Source organism: Demequina soli (assembly GCF_000971195.1).
Lineage (GTDB): Bacteria > Actinomycetota > Actinomycetes > Actinomycetales > Demequinaceae > Demequina > Demequina soli.
The window spans coordinates 490,811-507,440 of sequence record NZ_BBLZ01000001.1; the positions used below are offsets into that span (position 1 = coordinate 490,811).

A 16,630-nucleotide genomic window follows, 5' to 3' on the forward strand; every position below is an offset into this window, starting at 1 on the left:
GCGTAGAATCCTGGGGTTCACGAACGCACCGCCGCGGGAGGCGTTCGAGGGAGCACCCGCACGCCTGCCACGGTTCACCCCCTTGGAGGTGGCTCCCATGTCGCGCACCCGAATCCTCATCCTCGGCGGAGGCTACGTCGGCCTCTACACGGCCCTCACGCTCATGCGGAAGGCCAAGGACAGGGTCGACATCACGGTGATCGACCGCCGCCCGTACATGACCTACGCGCCCTTCCTGCCGGAGGTCGGCGCATCGTCCATCGCGCCCCGCAACGCCGTGGTGCCGCTGCGCCGCGAGCTCGAGGGCGCGCGCATCCTCCAGGGCAAGATCGAGTCGATCAACCACGCCGACCGCTCGGTCGTCGCGACCACGGACCTGGGCGAGGAGCTCACGGTCGAGTACGACGAGGTCGTCGTCGCCCTGGGCGCCGTGTCGCGCACCCTGCCGATCCCGGGCCTGGCCGAGTTCGGCATCGGCTTCAAGTACGTCGAGGAGGCCATCGCGCTGCGCAACCGCGTGCTGGGCCGCATCGCGCGCGCCGCGACCACGCACGACGCCGACGCGCGTCGCAAGCTCCTCACCTTCGTGTTCGTGGGCGGCGGCTTCGCGGGCGTCGAGGCGTTCTCCGAGGCCGAGGACATGGCCAAGGCGGCGCTGCGCTACTACCCCGAGCTGGCCGCCGAGGACCTCAACTTCGTGATGGTCGAGGCGGCGCCGCGCATCCTGCCCGAGATGGGCACCGAGATGGGCGCGTACGCCGTCAAGGAGCTCGAGGACCGCGGCATGCGGGTGCTGCTCGAGACGCGCCTCGACAGCTGCGTCGACGGTCACGTGGTGCTGTCCAACGGCGAGGCCTTCGAGGCCGACACGGTCGTGTGGACCGCCGGCGTCAAGCCCTCCCCCGTCATCCAGTCCTCGGACCTGCCGCTCGGCCCGCGCGGCCACGTCAACACCGCGGCGACGCTGCAGGTGATCGACGAGCACGGGATCCCCATCGGCGGCGCGTGGGCCGCGGGCGACTGCGCCCAGGTGCCCAACCTGGTCGAGGGCGAGGGCGACTGGTGCGCCCCGTCCGCGCAGCACGCCGTGCGCCAGGCCAAGCACCTCGGCGCCAACATCGCCCGCCACCTCACGGGCCGTCCCCTCGAGCAGTACAAGCACAAGCACCTCGGCGTGGTCGCGTCGCTGGGCCTGGGCAAGGGCGTCGCGTCGACCATGGGCTTCAAGTTGCGCGGCTGGCCGGCGTGGGTGATGCACCGGACCTACCACCTGCTCGCGATCCCGACCTTCAACCGCAAGGCCCGCGTGGCGCTCGACTGGACGGCGGCGGTGTTCTTCCGCCGCGACCTCGTGTCGATGGGCCGCATCCAGGAGCCGCGCCGCGCCTTCGAGGAAGCCGCGCGCAGCTGAGGCCGGGCAGCTGAGGCCGCCCGCAGCCGAGGCCGCCCGGATGCTCCGCACGGTTCTCCACGCGACACCCCGGTAACGGCGGACGCTGTGCCGCCCGGGTCGGCGCGTCGCGGCAGGATCCGTGCGCAGCGAACGTCGCGAGCGAACGTCGCGAGCGAGCGTCGTGAGCGATGACGAAGGGCCCCGAGGAGATCTCCTCGGGGCCCTTGCCTCGTTCCCGCCGGTCGTCCCGGATCCGACGGGCACGTCCTACGCCGCGGACACCTCGCGGCACAGCTCCTCGACCAGCAGGGCGGCCTGCGCGTCGCGCGCGGCGGCGTCCAGCGCCGCGTCGGTCAGGTGAGGCGCCAGCACCTCGACGACGCTCACGTCGAGCAGCAGGTCCTCGCGCACGACGGCGTGCGCCTCCTCGGGCCAGCCGCCGCGCCCGCGCAGGCACGCGGCCGTCTCGGCGGCGCTCAGGCGCGTGACGAGGTAGCGGGTGCCGGCGGAGGCGAGGATGCCCGCCTCGTAGCGGCCGCCGGCGAAGTCGACCGCGGCGACGTCGGGCTCGCAGCCGTCGACCCATGCCGCCATCAGGCGGCGGAAGCCGTCCACGCACATGGCGCCGTCGGGGTGGTCGCCCACGATGACGGTCGCGCCGTGCGCAGTCTCGAGGCGCAGGCGGCTGTGCGGGGCCGCGGCGGCGATCGCGGCGACGTCGGTGAGGGCCTCGCGGCTGAGCGTCATGCGGGGCCTCCCGGCGGTGTCGGAGGCGGCCCGCGGCCGCCCGGTGACGCCCACTGTAGGGGCCCGAGGCCGATTAACGCAACAACCGCGTTGCGTTATCCGATTCCCAATGACAGATGTGACGCATGGGACGGGGGCGACGGGGAGGTCCCTTCCTTCCCACAGGCACCACTGGTCACATCTGTCATTGGAAGTCGTCTCAGCAGGACGCGATGGTCTCCTTCGCCGCGCGGCCGAGGCAGCAGTCCGCGGGGCAGACGTCCTGCCACGGGCCCAGGTCCGTGAGTGCCTCCCGGGCTCGCGGCGCATCGTCCGGCGACGCGACGTGGCGCTCCTCGACCAGGTCGATCAGCCCCGCGACGAAGGCGGGGTCCACGCCGACCGTGGGCACGCGGACGGGCACGATGCCGCGCCCCTCGCACGTCTCGACCGCCTCGTTGTCGAGGTCCCAGGCGACCTCCATGTGGTCGGACACGAAGCCGATGGGCGAGATCACGAGCCCGCGGACGGACGCCGGCAGCGCCTCGATGGCGTCGTTGATGTCGGGCTCGAGCCACGGGATCTCGGGCGAGCCCGAGCGCGACTGGAACACGAGCGACCACGGCATGCCGGGGAACTCGTCCGCGACGCGGTCCATGACGAGCGCGGCGACCGCGCGCTGCTGCGCGACGTACCAGCCGCCTCCCGCGTACCACTCGTCGGCGCCGCCGGTGGGCGCGTCGTCGCCCGAGGGCAGCGCCTCGCGCGGGCCGGACACGTCCGCCGCGGCGGTCGGGATGGAGTGGGTCGCGAACATCACGTGGGCGCCCTCGAGCAGCCCCTGCTCGCGCAGCGTCGCGAGGCCGCCGCGGACGGCGTCGACGTTCGGGTCCACGAAGCCGGGGTGGTCGAAGTACTGGCGCACCTTGTCGAGCACGATCTCGCCCTCGAGGCCCGTCTCCCTGAGCGCCGCGGCGAGGTCCTCGCGATACGCGCGGCAGCCCGAGTAGCTCGAGAAGGCCGTCGTGACCAGCACCAGCACCTTCCGGTGGCCGTCGGCGTGGATCTCCCGGAGCGCGTCGGCGAAGTACGGCGCCCAGAAGCGGTTGCCCCAGTAGACGGGGAGCCCCAGCCCGCGCGAGGCGATCTCCGCCTCGAGCGCCGCCTTGAGCTCGCGGTTCTGCTCGTTGATGGGGCTGATGCCGCCGAAGTGCCGGTAGTGGTGCGAGACCTCCTCGAGGCGCTCGTCGGGGATGCCGCGGCCGCGCGTGACGTTGCGCAGGTACGGGATGACGTCGTCCTGGCCCTCGGGGCCGCCGAAGCCGGCGAGCAGGATCGCGTCGTAGGTGGTCGCGTCGAGGACGCGGGACGATGCGGCGAGCGGCCGGGTCACGACGCGAGCACCTCCACGGCCTCGGCGGTCGTCACGCGGCGACCGGTGTAGAACGGCACCTCCTCGCGCACGTGGCGGCGCGCCTCGGTGTAGCGCAGCTCGCGCATCATGTCGACCAAGTCGGTGACCTCGTCGGCCTCCATGGGCAGCAGCCACTCGTAGTCGCCGAGCGCGAAGGCGGCGACCGTGTTCGCGACCACGTCCTTGAACGCGGCGCCCTTCATGCCGTGGTCGCGCAGCATCGCCGAGCGCTCCTCCTCGGGCAGGAGGTACCACTCGTACGAGCGCACGAACGGGTACACGGTGAGCCAGTTGCGGGGGCGCTCGCCGCGCAGGAAGCCCGGGACGTGGCGCTTGTTGAACTCGGCGTCGCGGTGCACGCCCGCGGCGGACCACGTGAGAGCGGTCTCGGCGAGCAGCTCGGTCGCGCGCAGCTCGCGCAGCGCGAGCTGCAGGTCCTCGAGCACGGGGCCGTGCAGCCACAGCATCACGGTGCCGTCGGCACGAAGGCCGGACACGTCGTAGATGCCGCGCAGGACCACCGCGTGCTCGGCGAGGTCGGCGACCGCGTGGTCGAAGTGCTCGACGACCTCGGCGAGGTCCTCGTCGGGAGCGTCGAGCATGCCGTCGAGGACGGCGAACAGGGTGAAGCCGGAGGGGTTGTCGGTCATGCCCCACATCTTCCGATGAATCGGGCCGCGTGGGAAATCGCTGGGACCTAGGTCCTGGATGCCTGGGCGCCCACGATCGCGGCCAGCCCGCTGAGGCCCGCCGCGACACCGACCAGCTCGAGGCCCGGCAGCGGGTGCTCGTCCCGCACGCGCGCCGGCGAGGCGTCGGGCCACTCGACCAGGGCGGACGCGAGCACACGCTCCGCGGGCAGCGCGACGCCGAGCAGCCGGTTGGCGTCCGCCAGGGCGTGCGCGAGGAGGTCCTCGTGCGGGTCGCGGATCGCGTACGACAGCCGCACCACGTGCCGGCCGCCGGCGGCGGCGGCGCGCAGCCACGGCCACTTCGCGGTCGCGTGGGTGAGCGCCTTGGCGCGCGTGACGCCGTCGAGGGCGAGGACCCCGGTGCCGCGCGGCGCGGCGTCGAGCTCGGGCGCGTCGAGCACGAGCGTCGCGAGGGCGACGCGGCGCTCGGCGACCGGCTCGGGCAGCGCGGGCACCAGCCGATGCGCCTCGACGGGCGGCACCGCGAGCACCAGGACGTCGGCGACGAGGGTGCCGCCGCCGGCACGCACGCGCCACGCGCCGTCGACGTGCTCGACCGAGTCCACGGCCGTGCCCCACACGAGGCGCGCGCCCGCGGCCCGGGCCGCGTCGGCGAGCGCCTCCGTGAGCCGCCACATGCCGCCGCGGATGCCCATGACGGACGCGCCGGCAGGCGCGAGCCTGCGCCTCCGCGACGCGAGCTCGAGGAGGCTGCCCGCGTCGCGCAGCTGCTGCGGCAGCGTCGGGTCGATCGCCGCGAGCGGCAGCTCGTCGAGCGGGCGCGAGTACACGCCCTGCAGCACGGGGGCGACGAGGAGGTCGGCGACCGCGTCGCCCAGGCGCGTGCGCACGAGCGACCCGACCGTCGCATCGTCCTCCACGACGCCGAGCGGGCGCGACCGCTCGAGCGCGGCCTCGGCGGCGGCGCCCCAGCCGATGATGCGGCGCACGTCGGCGAGCAGGGGCCGTGTCGGGATGCCGAGCCAGCCGGTGGTGGGCAGCGGGTACGAGCGGTCGGGCGTGACGACCCACGCCGGGGCGCGCGTCGGCGCGACGAGGTCCTCGCCAAGGCCGAGCTCGCGCGCGAGCGCCTCGACCGCGGTGGTGCGGGTCGCGAACGACTCTGCGCCGGCGTCGAGCGTGAGGTCGTCGATCTCGAGCGGGCTGACGCGCCCGCCCCAGCCCTCGCCGGACTCGAGCAGCGTGACCACCGCGCCGCGGTGCGCGTGACGGCGCGCCGCGAGCAGCCCCGAGACGCCCCCGCCGACGACGAGGACGCGCTCAGCCACGCTCGTGGACGAGGTCGACGATGCGCTGGAGCTGGGCGGGGTCGGTCTCGGGGGGCACGCCGTGGCCGAGGTTGACCACGTGGCCGGGCGCCTCGGCGCCGCGCGCGAGCACGTCGAGCACGTGCGCGTCGAGCACGTCGCCGGGGGCGGTGAGGCGCGCGGGGTCGATGTTGCCCTGGAGCGGGTAGGCGCCGGCGAGCACGCGCGACGCCTCGTCGAGCGGCATGCGGTAGTCGACGCCCATCGCGGTGGCTCCCGTGGCGGCCATCGAGCGCAGCAGGTGCGAGCCGTGCGCCGCGAAGTGGATGCGCGGCACGTCGAGGTCCTCGACGGCGGCGAAGGCGGCGCTGGAGCCGGGCGCGCAATGGGCGTCGTAGTCGGCGGCGGCGAGCGAGCCCGCCCACGAGTCGAACAGCTGCACCGCCGACGCGCCCGCGAGCACCTGCGCACGCAGGAACAGTCCGGCCGCCTTCGAGGTCCACGCGGCGAGCGCGTCCCACACTTCGGGCGCCTCGAGCATGAGGCGGCGCGCGCCGAGGTGGTCGCGCGACGGGCGTCCCTCGACCATGTAGGCGGCGAGCGTGAACGGCGCGCCGGCGAAGCCGATGAGCGGCGTCGTGCCGAGCTCCGCGACGGTCAGGCCCACGGCCTCGCGGATGGGCTCGAGGCCGCGGTCGAACGCGCCGCCGTCGCCCGGCTCGCCGAGGTCGGGCAGCGCCTCGACGTCGGCCATGGTGCGGATGGGCCGCTCGAAGACCGGGCCGACGCCCGCGGCGATCTCGACGCCCCAGCCGGCGACCTTCATCGGCACCACGATGTCGGAGAAGAAGATGCCCGCGTCGACCCCGTAGCGGCGCACGGGCTGGAGCGTGATCTCCGCCGCGAGCGCGGGCGTGAGGCACGACTCGAGCATCGTCGTGCCCTTGCGCGCCTCGAGGTACTCGGGAAGGGAGCGCCCGGCCTGGCGCATGAACCACACGGGACGATGCGCGGGACGCTCGCCGCGCAGCGCGGCGAGCAGGGGCGCGCCGGCGGTGCGGCCGTCGGCGAGCGGGTGGGAGGCAGGCAGGGCGGACATGACGTCGATTCTGCCCTGTCGCGGGGCCGTGTCAGAATCGTGGGGTGTCCTTGATGTCCCTCGTCGCGTCCCACCGCAACCGTGAGCTCGCCGTGCTCGAGCAGCTCCAGGTCGGAGCCGACACCCTGGCGCAGGAGCTCCTCGCCTCGGGAGGCGCCGTGACCGGCGCCGTCGTGCTGCCCACGTGCAACCGCTTCGAGGTGTACGTCGAGACCGAGGACCCCACGGCCGCGCGCCGGGCCGTCGTGGACGCCATCGCGCGCGCGAGCGCGCTCGAGCCGTCCACGGTCGAGCAGGCGCTCGTGCCGTTCGAGGACGACGACGCCGTCCAGCACCTCCTCGCCGTGACGTCGGGCCTGGAGTCGATGGTCGTGGGCGAGCGCGAGATCAGCGGCCAGGTGCGCCGCGCCCACCACGAGGCGCAGCGCCGGCACGAGATCTCGCCGCGCCTCGACCGCCTCTTCCAGTCGGCGCTGCGCACGTCGCGCGTGGTCGCCTCCTCGACAGGGCTCGGCACGTCCGGCCGGTCCGTGGTGTCCGTCGCGCTCGACCTCGCCGACACCTCCGTCGACTGGGACGGCGCGCGCGTGCTGCTCATCGGCACGGGCGCGCTCGCCGAGACGGCCGTGGGCACCCTGCACGGCCGCGGTGCCCGCGTCGACTCCGTGTTCTCCCCCTCCGGGCGCGCCCCCGAGTTCGCGCTGCGCCACGGCATCGAGGCCGTCGAGCTCGACGGCCTGGAGCTCGCGGTGCGCGAGGCGGACATCGTGTTCGCCTGCTCCGGCGGCGAGTCCGTGGTGCTCACGCCCGCGCTGGTCGCGAACGCCCGCCACGGCCTCGAGGCGCCCCTCACCCTCATCGACCTCGCCCTGCACCGCGACATCGCCCCCGGCGTGGGCGACCTCCGCGGGGTCACCGTGATCGGCCTCGACGACGTGGGCGCGCACGCGCCGGGCGAGTCCGTCGGCGCGATCGAGGCCGCCCGCGCGATCGTCGCGCACGCGGTGGCCAGGTTCGGCGACGGCGAGACCGCCCGCTCGCTCGACCCCGCCGTGGTCGCGCTGCGCGAGCACGTGTTCGGGCTGCTCGAGCGCGAGGTCGCGCGGATCCGGCCCGGCGCCGGCGCGCCGCAGGAGGCCGTCGACCGTGCCGACGACGTCGAGCAGGCGCTGCGCCGGTTCGCCAAGACGCTGCTCCACACCCCGACGGTGCGCGCGCGCGAGCACGCGCAGGCCGGCGAGGCCACCCAGTACCTCGAGGCGATCCGCGCGCTGTACGGCATCGACGTCGCCGTGCCCGACGACGCCTGCCCCGCGCCGCAGATCGATGCGGAGACCGCCGAGCGCGACTGACGCACGGGCCGGCAATTAGCGAACGGCCGCGTTTCCTAAAGGCTCCTCGGGTGCGCTAGGTTAGGTGCGCCTAACCGCGCACCCCGGCGTGCGCCGTCCCATGTCGAGGAGTCCGATGCGCACCCGTGCCCTGATCGCGCTCGCCGCCGCCGCGGTGCTGCTCGCCGCGGTCGCGCTGTCGCTCGCGGTGGGCGCCGGGGACATCCCGCTGCACACCGTGTGGGACGCGCTGGTGCACTACGACCCGAGCGACCCGCTCCAGGGCAACGTCCGCGTGCTGCGCGTGTCCCGCACCGTCATCGGGGTGGTCGCCGGCGCGGCCCTCGCGGTCGCAGGCGCGCTCATGCAGACGCTCACGCGCAACCCGTTCGCCGACCCCGGCCTGCTCGGCATCAACGCGGGCGCGTCGCTCGCGGTGGTCGTCGGGCTCGCGACGGGCGTCGCGACCGGCTTCGCGGCGCAGGTGCCCCTCGCGTTCGTGGGCGCGGGCGTCGCCGCCGTCCTCGTCTACGCGATCGGGGCGCGCGGCGCCGCGGCTGGCGCCCCGGTCCGCCTCGCGCTCGCCGGCGTCGCGCTCGCGTCGCTCATCTCCTCGATCACCTACGCGGTGCTCATGCTCGACGACGCGACGCTCGACCAGTACCGGATGTGGGTCGCGGGCTCGCTCACGGGCCGCGACCTCGCGAACGTCATGCCGCTCATCCCGATCGTGCTCGTGGCGATCACGGTCGCGCTGGTCGCCTCGCGTCAGCTGGCGGCCGTCGCGCTCGGCGAGGACGCGGCCCGCGCGCTGGGCGTCAACATCGGCCTCATCCGCACCGTCACCATCGTCCTCGTGACGCTCCTCGCGGCGTCCGCGACGGCCGCCGCCGGGCCCATCATCTTCGTCGGGCTCGCCGTGCCGCACCTCGCCCGCGCCCTCGTGGGGGCCTCCCTGCCGTGGATGCTCGCCGTGAGCGCGCTCGGCGGCGCGGCGCTCGTGCTCGTGTGCGACGTCATCGGCCGGGTGGTCGCCCCCCCGGGCGAGATCGGCGTGGGCATCACCACGGCCTTCGTCGGCGGCATCATCTTCGCGGTGCTCGCGCGCCGCATGAAGGTGGTGGAGCTGTGAGGATCCTCCGCATCGGCCCCCTGGGCATCGCCACCCACCGGCGCACGTTCGCCGTGGGCCTCATCATGCTCGGCGCGCTCGCCGCGCTGCTGACGTTCTCCCTGGTGCAGGGCCAGGCGGACGTCCCGATCCTCGACGCGCTCAAGGCCGCCGTCGGCATCCCGGTGGGCGCCCCCACCGACTTCATCGTCGGCCAGGTGCGCGCGCCGCGTGCCCTCACGGCGGTCCTCGTGGGTGCCATGCTCGGCCTGTCGGGCGCGATCCTGCAGTCCCTGACGCGCAACCCGCTGGCCTCCCCGGACTTCATCGGGATCAGCATGGGTGCCGGCACCGGGGCGGTCCTCACCATCTGGCTCATCGGCGCGACGTCGCTGTGGGTGACCGCCGCGGGCGCCATGGCGGGCGCGCTCCTCACGGCCGCGCTCATCTTCGCGATCGCGTGGAAGCACGGCCTGGTGCCGCTGCGCCTCATCCTCGCGGGCATCGGGATCGGGTTCGTCGCGAACGCCGCCACCCAGTACGCGATCACCCGCATGGACGTCCACGACGCGGGCAACGCGCTCGGCTGGCTCGTCGGCTCGGTCACCGGGCGCACGTGGGACCACGTCGCCGTCGCGGCCGCGGTCCTCGCGGTGCTCGCCCCGCTCGTGCTGTGGAACGCGCGCGCGCTGCGCACCATGGAGATGGGGGACGATGCGGCGCGCGCCCTGGGCATCCCCGTCGGCTCCGCGCGCGGCGTCCTCGCACTGTGCTCGGTGCTGGTCGCCGCCACGGCCGTCGCCGTGACCGGCCCCATCGGCTTCATCGCCCTCGTGTCCCCCGCGATCGCGCTGCGCGTCACCCGCAACGCGGGCGTCACGCTCATCCCATCCGCGCTCATGGGCGCGCTGCTGCTGCTCGCGGCGGACCAGGTCGCGCAGCAGATGCCCGCGAACCTCCAGCTGCCCGTCGGCATCTTCACCGCCGCCGTGGGCGCCCCGTACCTGATGTGGCTCGTGTGGCGGGCCTCGCGAGGAGGACAGTCATGACCCGGCTCGAGACCCACGGCGCCGTCATCGGCTACGGCGACACGACCATCGTCCACGGCGTCGACGTCGCGATCCCCGACGGGAGGATCACCGCGATCGTGGGCCCCAACGGGTGCGGCAAGTCCACGCTGCTGCGCGCGCTGGTGCGCCTGCTCGCCCCCTCGGACGGCACCGTGCTGCTCGACGGCGAGGACATCCACCGCATCCCCACCCGCGAGGTCGCGCGCCGCGTCGGGCTGCTGCCGCAGTCGCCCATCGCGCCCGCCGGCATCACGGTCAAGGAGCTGGTCGCGCGCGGCCGCACCCCGCACCAGAAGGTGCTGCGGCCGTGGACCGCGCAGGACGAGATGGCCGTCACCTCGGCGCTCCACTCCACGTCCCTCACCGCCATCCAGGACGCCGTGGTGGACCAGCTCTCGGGCGGCCAGCGCCAGCGCGCCTGGATCGCGATGACGCTCGCGCAGGACACGCCGCTCATGCTGCTCGACGAGCCGACCACCTACCTCGACATCGCCCACCAGTACGACGTCATGGACCTGCTCCACCACCTCAACACGCGCCAGCAGCGCACCATCGTCATGGTGGTCCACGACCTCCACCAGGCCGCGCGCTACGCGCACCACGTCATCGCGATGCGCGACGGCGTCGTGGTCGCCGCGGGCGAGCCGTCCGAGGTGTTCACCGAGGACCTCATCCGCGAGGTCTTCTCCCTCGAGGCGCGCGTGCTGCCCGACCCCGTCACCGGCACCCCGATGGTGGTGCCCGCCCACGGACCCGGCGGCGCGCGCTGAGCCGCGCCCCGCATCGTCCCCCCACAGATTCGTCCCGACCCGCACCCCACGAAAGGAACGTCATGTTCTCCTCCTTCTCCCGGCGCAAGGCCGGCGCGATCGGCCTCGCGGCCGTCGCCGCCCTCGCGCTCGCGGCCTGCTCCTCCGCGTCCTCGGACGGCGAGCCGAGCGCGAGCGCCTCCACCGGCGCCTCGACCGCGACCGGCGACGCGGGCGCCTTCCCCGTCACGATCGACACCGCGATGGGCGAGGTCACGATCGACGCGAAGCCGGAGCGCATCGTCACGCTGGGCTCGCACGAGCACGAGTACCTCTACGCGCTCGGCGTCGCGCCCGTCGCGGTGCCCGTGAGCTGGCAGGGCTACGACAACGGCACCGGCCCGTGGGCCGTCGCCGACATGGAGGCCGCGGGCGCCGCCCCCGAGACCTTCGAGCCGGGCACCACCACGTACGACGCCGAGGTCATCGCGTCGTTCAAGCCCGACCTCATCGTGGCGACCTACCCCAACCACACGATGACCCAGGAGGAGTACGACCTGCTCTCCGGCATCGCGCCCGTGCTCACGCGCCCCGCGACCGGCTCCGACGGCACCGAGACCGTCGAGTGGGGCGTGACCATGGCCGACGAGCTCACCGAGCTCGGCAAGGCGACCGGCACCGAGGACAAGGCGGCCGAGGTCATCGCCGACGTGGACGCGCAGTTCAAGGCCGTGCGCGACGCGCACCCCGAGTGGGCCGGCAAGACCTCGCAGGTGGGCGGCTACTACGAGGGCCAGGCCTTCGTGTACGCCGCGAGCGACACGCGCAACCAGTTCCTCGCGAACCTGGGCCTCGACGTGTCCTCGGTGCCCGGCACCGACGCCGCGTGGCTGCAGATCAGCGCGGAGAAGCTCGACGTGATCGGCAACCTCGACTCCGTGGTGTGGCAGGTCGCGACCGACCCGACCACCCAGGCCTCGCTGGAGGCGCTGCCGCTGTTCGCGTCGCTCAACTCCACCAAGGTCGGCGGCAACGTGTGGATCACGGACTCGGTGCTCGAGGGCGCGTTCTTCGCGAACTCCCCGTCGTCGATCACGTACTCCCTGAACGCGTTCGTGCCGCAGCTCGAGGCGGCGCTCGACGGCGACCCGGCCACGAAGGTCCCGGCGTACTCCGACGGTTCGCAATGACAGATGTGGCGCATGTGACTCATTCCTGACGGGGGCGGCGGCCTCACCCGCCCCACGGGTTGACTCTCGTCACAAGTGTCATTGTCAATCGACGATGCCCGGCTCCCCTTCTCGCGAAGGGGGCCGGGCATCGTCGCGTCCGGGGCGCAGCCCGGTGCTAGAGGTCGAGCCTCTCGAGCATGTCCGTCACCAGCGCCGCCACCGCGGAGCGCTCGGAGCGCTCGAGCGTGACGTGCGCGAACAGCGGGTGACCCTTGAGCGCCTCGATCACGGCGGCGATGCCGTCGTGACGGCCGACGCGCAGGTTGTCGCGCTGCGCGACGTCGTGGGTGAGGACCACGCGCGACGACTGGCCGATGCGGGACAGCATGGTCAGCAGCACGTTGCGCTCGAGGGACTGGGCCTCGTCCACGATCACGAACGCGTCGTGGAGCGAGCGGCCGCGGATGTGCGTGAGCGGCAGCACCTCGAGCATGCCCCGCGCCATCACCTCCTCGACCACCTCGGAGGACACCATCGCGCCGAGCGTGTCGAACACGGCCTGCGCCCAGGGGTTCATCTTCTCGGAGGCGTCGCCGGGCAGGTAGCCCAGGTCCTGCCCGCCGACGGCGTACAGCGGGCGGAACACCATGATCTTCTTGTGCTGGCGCCGCTCCATGACCGCCTCAAGGCCGGCGCACAGCGCGAGCGCGCTCTTGCCGGTGCCGGCGCGGCCGCCCATGGACACGATCCCGATGGACTCGTCGAGCAGCAGGTCGATCGCGATGCGCTGCTCGGCGGAGCGGCCGTGGATCCCGAAGACCTCCTGGTCGCCGCGGACCAGGCGGACCTGGCCGTCCTCGGTCACCCGACCGAGCGCGCTGCCGCGACCCGCGTGGATGACCAGGCCGGTGTGCACCGGCAGCGTCTCGAGGTCCTCGCCGCACAGCGACGGGTCGGGCGCGGGCAGCGCCTCGTCCTCCCACAGCGACGCCATCTCCTCGTCGGTCAGCTGGATCTCGCGCATGCCGGTCCAGCCGGACTCGACGGCCAGCTCGGCGCGGTACTCCTCCGCCTCGATGCCCAGCGCGGAGGCCTTGACGCGCATCGGCAGGTCCTTGGACACCACGGTGACGGAGTGGCCCTCGGCCTTGAGGTTGGCGGCGACGGCGAGGATGCGCGTGTCGTTGTCGCCCAGGCGGAAGCCGGACGGCAGCACCTCGGGGTCGGTGTGGTTGAGCTCGACGCGCAGCGTGCCGCCCGTCTGGTTCACCGCGACCGGCTCGTCGAGCTTGCCGTGCTGGACGCGCAACTCGTCGAGCATGCGCAGCGCGGACCGGGCGAAGTAGCCGAGCTCCGGGTGGTGCCGTTTCGCCTCGAGCTCCGTGATGACGACCACGGGAAGGACCACCGCGTGCTCCGCGAACCGCTTCATGGCGCGCGGGTCCGAGAGGAGGACCGAGGTGTCGAGGACGAACGTGCGCACGTCCGTCTCGAGCGTGCCCTCGGTGGCGGTGGCGGGGATGGAGCGAGGCGAGGTGGTCAACGGGGCTCCCAGCGTTCTGGCCGCAGGGCGCCGGTCGCCCTGTCGGCGATCGGTTTACGTCAGCATCGGGGCGATGTGACGGCGTTGTGCTACCACGTCACCGACGCTACGCCCCTCGTGAGGACTTCCGGGAGGCTCGCCGGGAAGAATTCACACAGATGTAACTTGCATCCCGCGCTCGGGCGTGTCCACGCGCCTCGGCGCCGTCGTGACCTCCTTCCACACACGGCCGAGGCTGGGAGCGCTCACGCGATGCAACTCGCCTCGCAAAGCCCGAGTGGGGCGCCGCCAGGTGCAGATCTTGTGTGGAAAGAGGTCCGGGGTCGGGGGACGATGCGCGCGGCACCTACCGCCCGAGCCGGCGCTCGCGCTGGGAGAAGTCGCGCAGCGCGCGCAGGAAGTCGATCCGCCGGAAGTCCGGCCAGTAGACCTCGCAGAAGTAGAACTCCGAGTGGGCGCTCTGCCACAGCAGGAAGCCGCCGAGCCGCTGCTCCCCTGAGGTGCGGATCACCAGGTCGGGGTCGGGCTGGCCCTTGGTGTAGAGGTGCTCGGCGATGTGCTCGACCGAGAAGCTCTCCGCGACCTCCTCGAGCGAGTGCCCCGCGTCGACGCCCGCGCGCAGGAAGCTGCGCACCGCCTCCGCGATCTCGTGCCGGCCGCCGTAGCCGACGGCGACGTTGACGTGCAGGCCCGTGGCCTCGGACGACCTCTCGACGGCGGCGGCGAGGCGGGCCGCGATGTCGGGCGGCAGGAGCGACGCGTCGCCCACGTGGCGCACGCGCCAGCGGCCGTCGTCCGCGAGGCCCTCGACCGTGGTCGCGATGATCTCGAGCAGCGGCGCGAGCTCCCTCGGGTCGCGTTCGAGGTTGTCGGTGGACAGCATCCACAGCGTCACCACCTCGACGCCGGCGTCCTGGGACCACTCGAGCACCTCGGTGATCTTGTCGGCACCCTTCTGGTGGCCGTGGGCGGTGGACGCGCCCGACTGCTTCGCCCAGCGGCGGTTGCCGTCGAGGATGACGCCGATGTGGCGCGGAGGGGCCGCCGTGCGCTTGAGCGTGCGCGCGAGCCGCTTCTCATACGTGCCGTACAGGAGCGAGCTGAGAGCCATCGACGTCCGTTCCTCCTCGACGCGCGCGAACGCGTCAACCGTACTCCCGCGCACTAACCTACGGTATCGTAGGTTCATGGCAGAGAACCTCCCCGTGCCTGGTAAGCCGCTCATGCGCGGCTGGCTGCACCTCGGCGCGGCGCCGCTGGCCCTCGTGGCGGGACTGATCCTCACGGCGGTCGCCCCCACGCTCGCGGGGCGCGTCTCCTTCGCGATCTTCACGCTGACGGCGGTGATGCTGTTCGGCACCTCGGCCATCTACCACCGTGGCAACTGGTCGCCGCGCACGGCGGCGGTGCTGCGCCGGATGGACCACGCGAACATCTTCCTCATCATCGCCGGCACGTACACGCCGCTCACGGTGATGCTGCTCGAGCGTCCCACCAGCGTGTACGTGCTCGCCATCGTGTGGGGCGGCGCGCTGCTCGGGCTGCTGTTCCGCGTGATCTGGCTCGGCGCCCCGCGCTGGATGTACGTGCCCATCTACGTCGCGCTCGGCTGGGTCGCGATCGGCTTCATCAAGCCGTTCTACGAGGCGGGCGGCGCCGCCGTGGTGACCCTCGTCATCATCGGCGGGCTCTGCTACACCGTCGGCGCGATCATCTACGGCACGAAGTGGCCCCGCGGATCCACCAAGTACTTCGGGTTCCACGAGATCTTCCACGCGCTAACGATCGCCGGCTTCGCCTGCCACTTCGTCGCCGCGTCCATCGCCGTCTTCGTCGCCGCGTAACGGCGCCGCGTCGCCCGCGGAGTCCGCGGAACCCGCGGCGAAGTCCGCCTCGCGAGCCTCCTCGCGCGCCTCCTCGCGCGCCGACCGGGCGCGCATCTTCCGCAGGTGGCGCGTGAGCGACAGCATGATCACCACGGTGGCGACCACGAGCGCGAAGGTGGCGACGAAGGCGAGGAAGCCCGGGCCGCCGGTGAAGTCCGAATCCATGTCCACCTCTCTGACCGGACTATCCTGCCTCATCATGAGCACCACTCCGTCCGACGCCGAGCCGGAGGCCCGGCCACGCATGAGCCGCCGCAACCTCACCCTGGTGATCGCCGGCCTCGCGGTCGTGGTCGCCGGGATCGCCTGGTACGCGTTCGGCATCGCCAAGGAGGACGTCCGCTGGAAGGACGTGGGCTTCTCCGTCGCCTCACCCACCGCGATCGACGTGACGTACGAGGTGTACCTCTACTCCGACAAGGACGCGGACTGCACGCTGCGCGCGCTCAACACCCGCTTCACCGAGGTCGGCGTCGCCACCCAGCACGTCTCCCGCGCGGACGGCGCCCAGCAGCGCCTCACCACGAGCATCGTCACCACCGAGGAGGCGACCACCGCGCAGGTCCAGTACTGCGTGCCCGTGGACTGATCCCCGCGTACCGGGGACGATGCGCGCCGGACTTGGGTGCCCGCGCACCCGCTTGGTATCGTGGCTCACCTTGTCACCCGAGGAGGATGAACCGTGACCGAGACCACCGGAACCTGGCTGACCCAGGAGGCGTTCGACCGTCTCCAGGCGGAGTACGACCACCTGGTGAACGTCGGCCGCGTCGAGATCGCCAAGGAGATCGACGAGCGCCGCCAGGAGGGCGACCTCAAGGAGAACGGCGGCTACCACGCGGCCCGCGACGAGCAGGCCAAGATGGAGGCCCGCATCCAGGAGCTGCGCCACAAGCTCGAGACCGCCCAGGTGGGCGAGGCGACCTTCGACGGCACCATCGCCGCCGGCACGGTCGTCTCCGCCGAGGTGATGGGCCGCGCGATGCGCTTCCTGGTCGGCTCGCGCGAGATCGCCGACGGCACCGACCTGGACGTGTTCAGCCCCGAGTCGCCGCTGGGCGCCGCGCTGATCGGCCGCAAGGCGGGCGACGAGACGTCCTACGTTGCCCCCAACGGCAAGGAGATCGACGTCAAGGTCGTCGCCGCGGAGCCGTTCGGCGGCTGAGCCGCACCCGA

The 16,630-nt window shown here is 73.1% G+C and carries 17 protein-coding genes; 9 read left to right on the plus strand and 8 right to left on the minus strand.

All coding sequences use genetic code 11. The annotated features are described in order from the left end of the window. Positions 1-97 precede the first annotated feature (97 nt). Positions 98-1,411, plus strand: coding sequence for an NAD(P)/FAD-dependent oxidoreductase (locus AOM04_RS02340; protein ID WP_062461661.1), 1,314 nt, complete (start codon positions 98-100; stop codon positions 1,409-1,411). Positions 1,412-1,660: 249 nt separating this feature from the next. Here AOM04_RS02340 and AOM04_RS02345 read toward each other — a convergent pair whose 3' ends face one another. The 5 genes from AOM04_RS02345 to hemE all read right to left on the minus strand — a co-directional run bounded on the left by AOM04_RS02345 (position 1,661) and on the right by hemE (position 6,592). Then, the gene (locus AOM04_RS02345) at positions 1,661-2,140 is read right to left on the minus strand and encodes a hypothetical protein (protein WP_062461664.1); all 480 of its coding nucleotides are present in this window, start codon (positions 2,138-2,140) and stop codon (positions 1,661-1,663) included. A gap of 199 nt (positions 2,141-2,339) precedes the next feature. After that, positions 2,340-3,512 carry a ferrochelatase gene (locus tag AOM04_RS14415; RefSeq protein WP_062461667.1) on the minus strand — a complete coding sequence of 391 codons (1,173 nt, stop codon included), beginning with the start codon at positions 3,510-3,512 and terminating at the stop codon, positions 2,340-2,342. Next, complete coding sequence (hemQ, locus tag AOM04_RS14420) at positions 3,509-4,183, minus strand: hydrogen peroxide-dependent heme synthase (protein ID WP_156160568.1); 675 nt, start codon at positions 4,181-4,183, stop codon at positions 3,509-3,511. The genes AOM04_RS14415 and hemQ overlap by 4 nt, the downstream gene beginning before the upstream one ends. 47 nt (positions 4,184-4,230) lie before the next feature. After that, positions 4,231-5,514: a protoporphyrinogen/coproporphyrinogen oxidase gene (locus AOM04_RS02360; RefSeq protein WP_062461673.1), complete on the minus strand. Its 1,284-nt coding sequence runs from the start codon at positions 5,512-5,514 to the stop codon at positions 4,231-4,233. Next, a complete protein-coding gene (gene hemE / locus AOM04_RS02365; RefSeq protein ID WP_062461676.1) occupies positions 5,507-6,592 on the minus strand; it encodes a uroporphyrinogen decarboxylase in 1,086 nt (361 codons plus the stop codon). The genes AOM04_RS02360 and hemE overlap by 8 nt, the downstream gene beginning before the upstream one ends. A 53-nt stretch (positions 6,593-6,645) precedes the next feature. On the opposite strand from hemE, the gene AOM04_RS02370 reads away from it, so the two are divergent. From AOM04_RS02370 to AOM04_RS02390, 5 genes are all read left to right on the plus strand, one after another. Then, entirely contained in the window at positions 6,646-7,944 is a 1,299-nt protein-coding gene (locus tag AOM04_RS02370) for a glutamyl-tRNA reductase (RefSeq protein ID WP_228373601.1), read from the plus strand. A 115-nt stretch (positions 7,945-8,059) separates the two neighbouring features. Further along, positions 8,060-9,055, plus strand: coding sequence for a FecCD family ABC transporter permease (locus AOM04_RS02375; protein WP_062461682.1), 996 nt, complete (start codon positions 8,060-8,062; stop codon positions 9,053-9,055). Continuing rightward, the gene (locus AOM04_RS02380) at positions 9,052-10,083 is read left to right on the plus strand and encodes a FecCD family ABC transporter permease (protein ID WP_062461685.1); all 1,032 of its coding nucleotides are present in this window, start codon (positions 9,052-9,054) and stop codon (positions 10,081-10,083) included. The genes AOM04_RS02375 and AOM04_RS02380 overlap by 4 nt, the downstream gene beginning before the upstream one ends. Then, positions 10,080-10,874, plus strand: a complete 795-nt coding sequence (locus tag AOM04_RS02385) for an ABC transporter ATP-binding protein (protein ID WP_062461689.1) — start codon at positions 10,080-10,082, stop codon at positions 10,872-10,874. Before AOM04_RS02380 ends, AOM04_RS02385 begins: the two co-directional genes overlap by 4 nt. A 62-nt stretch (positions 10,875-10,936) precedes the next feature. Further along, a complete protein-coding gene (locus tag AOM04_RS02390; protein ID WP_062461692.1) occupies positions 10,937-12,043 on the plus strand; it encodes an ABC transporter substrate-binding protein in 1,107 nt (368 codons plus the stop codon). A gap of 157 nt (positions 12,044-12,200) precedes the next feature. Here AOM04_RS02390 and phoH2 read toward each other — a convergent pair whose 3' ends face one another. Beyond that, positions 12,201-13,457 (minus strand): RNA 5'-3' helicase PhoH2, encoded by a 1,257-nt coding sequence (gene phoH2 / locus AOM04_RS02395; protein WP_439645052.1) that lies wholly within the window; start codon positions 13,455-13,457, stop codon positions 12,201-12,203. 457 nt (positions 13,458-13,914) lie between these two features. Further along, positions 13,915-14,679, minus strand: coding sequence for an isoprenyl transferase (locus AOM04_RS02400; RefSeq protein WP_062461695.1), 765 nt, complete (start codon positions 14,677-14,679; stop codon positions 13,915-13,917). A 76-nt stretch (positions 14,680-14,755) separates the two neighbouring features. On the opposite strand from AOM04_RS02400, the gene trhA reads away from it, so the two are divergent. Next, the gene (gene trhA, locus AOM04_RS02405; RefSeq protein ID WP_062461698.1) at positions 14,756-15,412 is read left to right on the plus strand and encodes a PAQR family membrane homeostasis protein TrhA; all 657 of its coding nucleotides are present in this window, start codon (positions 14,756-14,758) and stop codon (positions 15,410-15,412) included. Here the strand turns inward: trhA and AOM04_RS14750 are convergent. After that, positions 15,347-15,619, minus strand: coding sequence for a hypothetical protein (locus AOM04_RS14750; RefSeq protein ID WP_062461701.1), 273 nt, complete (start codon positions 15,617-15,619; stop codon positions 15,347-15,349). The genes trhA and AOM04_RS14750 overlap by 66 nt on opposite strands. A 34-nt stretch (positions 15,620-15,653) precedes the next feature. On the opposite strand from AOM04_RS14750, the gene AOM04_RS02415 reads away from it, so the two are divergent. Both AOM04_RS02415 and greA read left to right on the plus strand, forming a co-directional pair. Next, a complete protein-coding gene (locus tag AOM04_RS02415) occupies positions 15,654-16,043 on the plus strand; it encodes a DUF4307 domain-containing protein (RefSeq protein WP_169816398.1) in 390 nt (129 codons plus the stop codon). Positions 16,044-16,136: 93 nt separating this feature from the next. Beyond that, the gene (gene greA / locus AOM04_RS02420) at positions 16,137-16,619 is read left to right on the plus strand and encodes a transcription elongation factor GreA (RefSeq protein ID WP_062461705.1); all 483 of its coding nucleotides are present in this window, start codon (positions 16,137-16,139) and stop codon (positions 16,617-16,619) included. Positions 16,620-16,630: the final 11 nt, after the last annotated feature.

Excerpts from the sequence above, each read along its gene's own strand:
- hemQ (WP_156160568.1), bottom strand. The coding sequence starts at position 4,183 with ATGACCGACAACCCCTCCGGCTTCACCCTGTTCGCCGTCCTCGACGGC.
- phoH2 (WP_439645052.1), bottom strand. The coding sequence starts at position 13,457 with ATGAAGCGGTTCGCGGAGCACGCGGTGGTCCTTCCCGTGGTCGTCATC.
- AOM04_RS02370 (WP_228373601.1), top strand. The coding sequence starts at position 6,646 with ATGTCCCTCGTCGCGTCCCACCGCAACCGTGAGCTCGCCGTGCTCGAG.
- AOM04_RS14750 (WP_062461701.1), bottom strand. The coding sequence starts at position 15,619 with ATGGATTCGGACTTCACCGGCGGCCCGGGCTTCCTCGCCTTCGTCGCC.
- AOM04_RS02390 (WP_062461692.1), top strand. The coding sequence starts at position 10,937 with ATGTTCTCCTCCTTCTCCCGGCGCAAGGCCGGCGCGATCGGCCTCGCG.
- AOM04_RS02415 (WP_169816398.1), top strand. The coding sequence starts at position 15,654 with ATGAGCACCACTCCGTCCGACGCCGAGCCGGAGGCCCGGCCACGCATG.
- AOM04_RS02340 (WP_062461661.1), top strand. The coding sequence starts at position 98 with ATGTCGCGCACCCGAATCCTCATCCTCGGCGGAGGCTACGTCGGCCTC.
- hemE (WP_062461676.1), bottom strand. The coding sequence starts at position 6,592 with ATGTCCGCCCTGCCTGCCTCCCACCCGCTCGCCGACGGCCGCACCGCC.
- AOM04_RS02385 (WP_062461689.1), top strand. The coding sequence starts at position 10,080 with ATGACCCGGCTCGAGACCCACGGCGCCGTCATCGGCTACGGCGACACG.
- AOM04_RS02345 (WP_062461664.1), bottom strand. The coding sequence starts at position 2,140 with ATGACGCTCAGCCGCGAGGCCCTCACCGACGTCGCCGCGATCGCCGCC.
- AOM04_RS02375 (WP_062461682.1), top strand. The coding sequence starts at position 8,060 with ATGCGCACCCGTGCCCTGATCGCGCTCGCCGCCGCCGCGGTGCTGCTC.
- trhA (WP_062461698.1), top strand. The coding sequence starts at position 14,756 with ATGGCAGAGAACCTCCCCGTGCCTGGTAAGCCGCTCATGCGCGGCTGG.
- AOM04_RS02400 (WP_062461695.1), bottom strand. The coding sequence starts at position 14,679 with ATGGCTCTCAGCTCGCTCCTGTACGGCACGTATGAGAAGCGGCTCGCG.